Below are 7,811 nucleotides of genomic sequence, written 5' to 3'. Positions count from 1 at the left end.
TAATTACTCCCTCCAGTTCGGCAAGCTGGAGCTTGGTCTTTTTCTCGGGTTTACCAGTGTTGATTAACCAAGCATAATAGGCACTTACAGCAAATTCTACAGCGGCTTGATATGCATAAAACACTCGTAAAGCTCAACTATGTAAGGGTTTTGTTGTGCCATCCAGAGCCCTAGGCGCTGTCCCCCCCCCGATGACAGGGATTACCAAAATCAGAGAAATGTGGACAGGCGGGGCGAGAAGTAACGGGCGGCGGAGGTACAGGTTTCCAGCACTTCCACCGAATGTAACCCCGGTACCCCAGCTTCTTCTAACTTGGCAAAGATCCAAGCGGCGATCGCCTCACTGGTGGGGCTTTCCAAGCCGAGACTTTCGTTGAGGTAATAATGGTCGAGGTAGTTTTTCACCAAGGGGTCCAAATGGGCTTTGAGCACACTAAAATCCATCACCATACCCGTTTCTGAACCAGTGGTTTTGAGGCGATCGCTGGCCACGTAAACCCGTCCCCGAAAACTGTGGCCATGTAAACGCCGACATTTTCCTTCATGGTGGGGCAATTGGTGGGCCGCCTCAAAGAAAAATTCTTTATAAATAATCCACATAAAAATCTCAAATCACTGTCTGCTCACCCTAGGATGAGGGAAAATCGTCCCCAGTGACCAAACGCCAACCCCTTTAACATTAGCCAATTTTTGCCTCCCTCGATTAAGATGAGGAACTATATTTTGGCCCCTGCCACTTTTTTGCGGTAATGGGAGTCCCTAAAAGTCGAAGCTAGATTTTGCTTGTTGCTTCAGGCTTTGAAAATGAGGATTTACTATGTCTGAATGGGTTGAACAGCGTTTACAGTCCCTTGCCAAGGCTTTTGACCAATCCTATTGCACAGCCATTGAGGCCGTGGTGGACCTGATTTGCCAAAGATTCCAGGCAGGCAACAAATTGCTCATCTGCGGTAACGGGGGATCCGCCGCCGATGCCCAACATCTGGCCGCTGAGTTTGTCGGCCGTTTCCATTTCAACCGCCAAGCTCTACCGGCGATCGCCTTAACTGCCAACAGTTCCATCCTCACTTCTGTCAGCAACGACTATACCTACGACATTGTTTTTTCCCGCCAGGTGGAAGCTTTAGGGCAACCGGGGGACGTTCTTTGGGGTTTATCCACCTCTGGCAAATCCACCAATGTGCTCCATGCACTGAAATGTGCCAAGGATAGGGGTTTGCACACCATTGGCATGGCTGGTAATAACGGCGGTTTGTTCCAGGAATTTGCCGACTATCCCCTCTTCATTGCCGATAAAAATACCCCCTGCATCCAAGAAGTGCATTTGATGACCTACCACCACATCTGTGAACAGGTGGAATCCCGTCTCTTCGCCCAAAAGTCCGTTGGCGTTAAGGTATAGCTGAAAAAGGAACCAAAATTAGTTCCACCGAGAATCAGACTATTTCCCTGCCTGGTAAAATGCTAAGGCCCTTTTTAACCTAGCCAAAATCCACACCGATAACCTTGAGTGCCCTCCGCAAAGCTCTGTTCCTCGACCGTGACGGCGTCATCATTGACTATATTCCCTACCTTGGTAAGCCAGAACAAGTGCAGTTACCCCGGGGTGCCGGACCAGCTTTAATCCAGTGGCAAAAAGCCGGTTATTTATTAATTGTGATCACCAACCAGGCGGGCATTGGCCGGGGTTATTTTGACCATGGTGACGTGGCGGCGGTGCATGACAAAATTCAACGGGAGTATGGCAAAGAGGGAGTAAAGTTCACCGATTTTTTCCTTTGCCCCCACCATCCAGAGGAAGGCTGTGATTGCCGCAAACCTGCCCCCGAAATGCTGTTGCGGGCGGCAGAGCAGTACCAAATTTCTCTCCAAGAATCCTACTTTATTGGTGATGCCCCCAGTGACGTTGGAGCGGCCATTGCCGCTGGTTGCCAACCAGTGGTGCTACTAACAGGTCGGGGCCAGGAAACCTGCCAGAAGTTGGATAAATTTGCGGCGCAATTAGCAGAGCCGATTCCCGTCTTTGCCAATCTGGGGGAAACTGTTAGTCTGCTGGCTTCCCCCTCAAGCGAATGAACTCTGACGATTCCAAGGATCAACCCCTCTTTATTTCTCTCATTCCCCATCTAATGGGAGGGGAAGGCCATATTTTGCCTTACCACGGGGCAGTGCGGCGATCGGTGGAGTATTTGGGTTGGCAGTATCAAGCTTGGGTTCCCCAGAATGCAGATCAGAATTTGGAGGAAATTGGCGATCGCCTCCATCGAGTTCTTCTGCCGGAGGATTTGGAAGCAGAGGGCAGTATGGTAGCAAAATTAACCCGTCTTCCCCAGGCCATGGAATGCGGCAATGTCTTGGCCCAACAATTGCAACCGTTGCTGAACAATGGAGAAAACAGACCAGTCATCCTCTTTTTAGAACGCTTTATCCATCTCCAACTCTTTGCTGTCTGGTGGGGACTGCGGCAATTGTCTGCTTCAAACCGCAAAAGATTGCATTTTTGGATTCTCTACCGCCGAGATGTGCATTTAGACCAAACCCGTCCTCTTTACCATGGGCTCCACCAACGCTTAGGAAAATTATTGCCCCCGCCCCAGTGCCAATTTTTAACAGATAGTGAACCCCTCGGGCGATCGCTCCAGAATTATTTTCGTCAGCCCTTCACCGTGATGCCCATTCCCCACACGGATTTTGCTGAAGTTGTGCCCCTATCCCTACAAGCTGATCCCATACTCTGTTGGTGGCCCGGTGCCCCCAGGGAAGAAAAGGGTTGGTCGGTGATGCGAGGTTTGGTTTCATCACCTTGGCATAACTCCCCCAAGCTGAAGATAATTGCGGCGGCCGCTTCCGGGTTAAAAAGTAATAGTGAAGACATTGAAGTTCACTTAATTGGCGATCGCCTGACCAGGGAAGAATACACCGATTGGTTAAACAAAGCCCAAATCATTCTCTTACCCTACGACCCAGAGGCTTACGCAGAAAGGACTTCCGGCATTTTCACTGAAGCCATCATTGCGGAAAGAATACCGTTAGTGTCCCCCGGGACCTGGATGGCCAGGGAACTAAAACAGTACGACCTCAACAGTTTAGTAATGGATTGGCAAACCCCATCCCAGGGGTGGGCAGAAATTGCTCAAAAGTTGGCCGACCCCACCATTCATCAGCGGTTAGCCGCCATGGCCCAGGCCTACCGCCGACACCACAGCCTGGAAAATTACGCTAAAACCCTGCAAGAAGTCTGGCTTTCCCGGCATAATGGAAGCATGGAAGTTAACAATATGTAACATTCCGTCTCCGATTTTTCATATTTCTAGGCAGATCCATCCATGCGCGTAATTCTGATGACAGGTAAGGGGGGGGTTGGCAAAACCTCCGTTGCGGCGGCCACCGGCCTCCGTTGTGCGGAATTAGGCCATAAGACCCTGGTCCTGAGTACCGACCCGGCCCATTCCCTCGCTGACAGTTTTGATATGGAGTTGGGCCATGAGCCTCGCCTTGTGAAGGAAAATCTCTGGGGAGCGGAATTGGATGCCTTGATGGAGTTGGAGGGTAACTGGGGCGCAGTGAAGCGTTACATTACCCAGGTGCTACAGGCCCGGGGGCTAGACGGGGTACAAGCGGAGGAACTGGCCATTCTCCCTGGCATGGATGAAATTTTTGGTCTGGTGCGGATGAAGCGCCACTACGACGAAGCTGATTACGATGTACTCATTATCGACTCTGCCCCCACGGGCACGGCCTTGCGTCTGCTCAGTTTGCCGGAAGTGGGGGGCTGGTATATGCGGCGTTTTTATAAGCCTTTGCAAGGAATGTCCGTGGCCCTCAGACCGTTGGTGGAACCCCTATTTAGACCGATCGCCGGTTTTTCTTTGCCTGATAAAGAAGTGATGGATGCCCCCTACGAATTTTATGAGCAAATTGAGGCTCTGGAAAAAGTGCTGACGGATAATAACCAAACTTCCGTGCGCCTGGTGACTAATCCAGAAAAAATGGTGCTGAAGGAGTCATTGCGGGCCCATGCCTATCTGAGTTTGTACAATGTGGCCACAGATTTGGTCATTGCTAACCGGATTTTGCCGGACACCATTGATGATCCTTTCTTCCAACGATGGAAAAGTAACCAACAGGTCTATAAACAGGAAATCTACGACAATTTCTATCCTCTGCCGGTGAAGGAAGCGCCCTTATTTTCCGAAGAGATGTGTGGTCTAGCTGCTCTGGAAAGACTGAAAGAAACTTTGTATAAAGATGAGGACCCTTCCCAGGTTTATTACAAAGAAAACACCATTAACATTGTCCAGGGTGACAATAACGACTACAGTCTAGAGCTTTACTTACCTGGCATTCATAAGGAACAAATCCAACTCAATAAAACCGGGGATGAGTTAAATGTCCGCATTGGCAACCATCGCCGTAACCTAGTGCTGCCCCAGGCCTTGGCTGGCTTGACCCCTGCTGGAGCAAAAATGGAGGATGATTACCTCAAAATCAGGTTTACTGAAGCAGTTAAACGTTAAAGTTATCGTCACTAAAGAAGCTAATGGTGGCTTGCAAAGATTGCAAAAATAGATCAATTTCTTCTTTGGTGTTGTAAAAATACAAACTAGCCCTGGCACTGCCAGAAGCGTCAAATAGTCGGTGCAATGGTTGGGTGCAATGGTGACCAGAACGGATAGCAATGCCGTCTTGGTCCATCATGGTGGCCACGTCACTGGCGTGGAGTCCAGCCACGTTAAAGGAAGCCAGGGCGGCCCGATCTCTATGTTGAGGACTAGGCCCATAAAGCCGCAGTTGGGGAATTTCCGCCAAGCCTTGCCAGAGGTAATGGGTTAATTCCACTTCGTAGTTGTGGATATTTTCCATACCTAAATCCATTAAATAATCCACTGCCGCTCCTAGGGCGATCGCCTCGGCAATGGCCGGAGTACCCGCTTCAAATTTATGGGGTAACTCCCCAGTGGTGAAATGGTCGAAAAAGACCTCAGCAATCATTTCTCCGCCACCAAAAAAGGGCGGCATGGCTGTTAAAATTTCTTCTTTGCCGTAGAGGAAACCAATGCCGGTGGGGGCGCACATTTTGTGGCCACTGGCCACTAGCCAATCACAATCAATCAGTTGCACGTCCAGGGGATAATGGGGCGCACTCTGACAAGCATCAATTAATACTTTGGCCCCAACTTGGTGGGCTAATTGGGTAATTTCTTCCACTGGATTAATGCAACCCAAGGTATTAGAAATATGAACAACGGTGACTAGCTTGGTTTTTTCAGAAAGTAGGGTTTTAAATTGCTCTAAATTAAAGCTTTCCTGCTCGTCTAATTGGACAAATTTCAGCACCGCCCCAGTCTTGGCCGCCACCATTTGCCAAGGTACTAAATTGCTGTGGTGTTCCATCACAGTGGTGATAATCTCATCCCCTGGCTGGAGGTTATTCATACCCCAACTATAGGCCACTAAATTAATCGCTTCCGTGGCATTACGGGTATAAACAATTTCCCTTGGCGATCGGGCATTGATAAATTTAGCGATCTTACCCCGTACTGCTTCATAGGCATCAGTGGCCCGCACACTTAGCTGATGGGCTCCCCGGTGGACATTAGCATTATCGTTTTCGTAATAGTGCCTTAATTTTTCCAACACTGCCCGGGGTTTTTGGGACGTAGCGGCATTGTCCAAATACACCAGAGGATGACCATTAATTTCCTGATTTAAAATGGGGAAATCCTGGCGGACAGTGGCGGCAAGGCTGGGGGTTTGTAGGGCAAGCATGGTTTAACAATCAAACAATACTAAGACTAATTAAAAAATCAACTAAAATATCAATTTTCTGACTGACTAAATAGTCCGACAGGAAATACATTGCCGCAGACGTCCTTGCAAAGAGGGTAGGGGAATTTGATCCAAAATTTCTCCGGCAAAGGCATCAATTAACAAATGGCGGGCATCGTAATCATTTAAGCCCCGACTGCGGAGATAAAAAACTTCATCGGCTTCTAACTGACTGATGGTGGCACCGTGGGAGCATTTCACGTTATCGGCGGTGATTTGTAGCTCTGGTTTGGTATTGATGCGAGCTTTGGGGGACAGTACTAAGTTCCGATTTAATTGTTGGGCATTGGTTAGTTGGGCCGCCTGGGGCACTAAAACTTTGCCGCTAAAAACTGCCTGGGAATATTCATCCACAATGCATTTATGGAGTTGATTGGTCACACCATGGGGGTGATTTAAGGCAATAGTGCTGTGGGTGTCGCTTACCTGCCGGCCGGCCAGGGTAGTCAAGGCCAAAAATTCGGTCTCCGTGGCTTCCCCCTGTTGGGTCATGGCCAAATTATGGCGGGATAATTTAGCGCCCAAATTAATATCAATGAGTTTGTAACGACTCTGCTTGGCCTGGGCGATCGCCGTGGTGGCAATGTGGAAGCTATCACCGGAATCCCGCTGGTTACGGATATGGGTGACCTGGGCATTTTCCCCTAGGTAAATTTCGCTGACGATGTTGTTAAAGTAGGGCTGTTGCTGCGGGCGATCAGTGCAGTTGGTGCTGATGGCTCCATAGGACTCGGCAATGGTTACCTTGGCATTAGCTCCGGCTACAATCAACAGTCGGGGTTGAACCAGTACCGGAGTGGGATCAACCACCGTCAAAAACAGACAATGGATGGGGGTCGCCAGCTCAATATTGGCGGGAATCCAGACTATGGCACTATCCTTTAGCCCCGCCGTGTTGAGGGTGCTAAAAACATCCTCTCCATCTTCCCGTTGAGCTAAATAATCAGCTAACTTTTCCTGTTTATTGGGGGGCAAAAGATTCCAGGATCCGCAGACGATATTTTCAGGCAAATCGCTGGTATTGGATAATTCCGCCGAGAAGAAACCATTAACAAAAACCAAACGGCTTTGCTTTGCTTCCGGTAAATAAAAGTTTTCTGCACTAGCAGCATCTAGGCTGATTTTTTTTGCAGTGGCAAAGTCAATTTCCTTGAGCTCAGTTAAATTAGTGAACTGCCATTCTTCATCATTTTTATTGGGTAATCTTAGTCCGTCTAACAATTTCTCTGCCCGTTGTCTTTTGGCGAGCAAGGTTGGCTCTCCACCTTCCCCTGACATTGCCCGCTCCTTAAGACTCTGCAACTGTTTGTCTACTTCAGCATGGTGATTATTTTTTCTTAAAGCATTAGTCAGAACAGCGGCAGTCATAGCAAATATCCTTGGCGATGGTAGTTCGGATTAGTTAACGGTTAAATTAAGTCAGCAATTAAATTAGTAATTTTATTGCTAACTTTAGTTGAACTCTGAAAAAGAATTAGACAGCAGCCAATGCTTTTTCATCTAAGAAGTCATAGCCTTTTTCTTCTAGTTCCAGAGCTAATTCCTTACCACCGCTCATGACAATTTTGCCATCATACATGACATGGATATGATCGGGAACAATATAATTTAGCAAGCGTTGATAATGGGTAATCACCAAGGTGGCATTGTCGGGATTTTTTAGAAAATTGACCCCCTCAGAAACAATGCGGAGTGCGTCAATATCTAGACCGGAATCAATTTCGTCCAAAATGGATAGGGTCGGCTCTAGGATAGCCATCTGCAAAATTTCGTTGCGCTTCTTTTCTCCCCCGGAAAACCCTTCATTCAAACTGCGTTCCAGAAAAGCAGGATTCATTTTCACCACATCCAATTTTTCTTGAATTAAGTCTTCAAAGTCAAAGGTATCTAATTCTTCCAAGCCTAAATGTTTGCGTTTGGCGTTATAAGCAATGCGGAGAAAATCCAAATTACTGACGCCGGGAATTTCTAAGGGATATTGA

General features: G+C 48.1%; 8 protein-coding genes. 4 read left to right on the top strand and 4 right to left on the bottom strand.

Annotated elements, in window-relative coordinates:
- Positions 1-210: 210 nt before the first annotated feature.
- On the bottom strand, positions 211-600 hold the full coding sequence (gene queD / locus IQ219_RS13585; protein WP_194072965.1) for a 6-carboxytetrahydropterin synthase QueD: 390 nt from the start codon (positions 598-600) through the stop codon (positions 211-213).
- A 217-nt stretch (positions 601-817) separates the two neighbouring features.
- Between queD and gmhA the strand changes: the two genes are divergently transcribed.
- The 4 genes from gmhA (at position 818) to IQ219_RS13565 (ending at position 4,517) form a co-directional block, all read left to right on the top strand.
- On the top strand, positions 818-1,402 hold the full coding sequence (gene gmhA / locus IQ219_RS13580) for a D-sedoheptulose 7-phosphate isomerase (protein ID WP_190597805.1): 585 nt from the start codon (positions 818-820) through the stop codon (positions 1,400-1,402).
- A 104-nt stretch (positions 1,403-1,506) separates the two neighbouring features.
- Positions 1,507-2,076: an HAD-IIIA family hydrolase gene (locus IQ219_RS13575; protein WP_194020169.1), complete on the top strand. Its 570-nt coding sequence runs from the start codon at positions 1,507-1,509 to the stop codon at positions 2,074-2,076.
- On the top strand, positions 2,073-3,284 hold the full coding sequence (locus IQ219_RS13570; RefSeq protein WP_194072964.1) for a glycosyltransferase: 1,212 nt from the start codon (positions 2,073-2,075) through the stop codon (positions 3,282-3,284). The genes IQ219_RS13575 and IQ219_RS13570 overlap by 4 nt, the downstream gene beginning before the upstream one ends.
- Before the next feature lie 42 nt (positions 3,285-3,326).
- Positions 3,327-4,517 (top strand): TRC40/GET3/ArsA family transport-energizing ATPase, encoded by a 1,191-nt coding sequence (locus IQ219_RS13565; RefSeq protein ID WP_194072963.1) that lies wholly within the window; start codon positions 3,327-3,329, stop codon positions 4,515-4,517.
- Here the strand turns inward: IQ219_RS13565 and IQ219_RS13560 are convergent.
- From IQ219_RS13560 to sufC, 3 genes are all read right to left on the bottom strand, one after another.
- The gene (locus IQ219_RS13560) at positions 4,507-5,769 is read right to left on the bottom strand and encodes a SufS family cysteine desulfurase (RefSeq protein ID WP_194072962.1); all 1,263 of its coding nucleotides are present in this window, start codon (positions 5,767-5,769) and stop codon (positions 4,507-4,509) included. The genes IQ219_RS13565 and IQ219_RS13560 overlap by 11 nt on opposite strands.
- A 66-nt stretch (positions 5,770-5,835) precedes the next feature.
- On the bottom strand, positions 5,836-7,197 hold the full coding sequence (gene sufD / locus IQ219_RS13555) for a Fe-S cluster assembly protein SufD (RefSeq protein WP_194072961.1): 1,362 nt from the start codon (positions 7,195-7,197) through the stop codon (positions 5,836-5,838).
- Between the two features lie 106 nt (positions 7,198-7,303).
- Positions 7,304-7,811 (bottom strand): Fe-S cluster assembly ATPase SufC (gene sufC, locus IQ219_RS13550; RefSeq protein ID WP_194072960.1); only part of this gene is annotated, 508 nt, incomplete at its 5' end.

It is taken from the genome of Synechocystis sp. LEGE 06083, from assembly GCF_015207725.1.
Classification (GTDB): domain Bacteria; phylum Cyanobacteriota; class Cyanobacteriia; order Cyanobacteriales; family Microcystaceae; genus Synechocystis; species Synechocystis salina.
Note: the sequence above shows the minus strand (reverse complement) of the source record. Positions and strands in the feature narration are given on the sequence as shown.

Bases quoted from the DNA above. Each gene is read 5' to 3' on its own strand.
- IQ219_RS13560 (WP_194072962.1), bottom strand. From the start codon at position 5,769: ATGCTTGCCCTACAAACCCCCAGCCTTGCCGCCACTGTCCGCCAGGAT.
- sufD (WP_194072961.1), bottom strand. From the start codon at position 7,197: ATGACTGCCGCTGTTCTGACTAATGCTTTAAGAAAAAATAATCACCAT.
- IQ219_RS13565 (WP_194072963.1), top strand. From the start codon at position 3,327: ATGCGCGTAATTCTGATGACAGGTAAGGGGGGGGTTGGCAAAACCTCC.
- IQ219_RS13570 (WP_194072964.1), top strand. From the start codon at position 2,073: ATGAACTCTGACGATTCCAAGGATCAACCCCTCTTTATTTCTCTCATT.
- queD (WP_194072965.1), bottom strand. From the start codon at position 600: ATGTGGATTATTTATAAAGAATTTTTCTTTGAGGCGGCCCACCAATTG.
- gmhA (WP_190597805.1), top strand. From the start codon at position 818: ATGTCTGAATGGGTTGAACAGCGTTTACAGTCCCTTGCCAAGGCTTTT.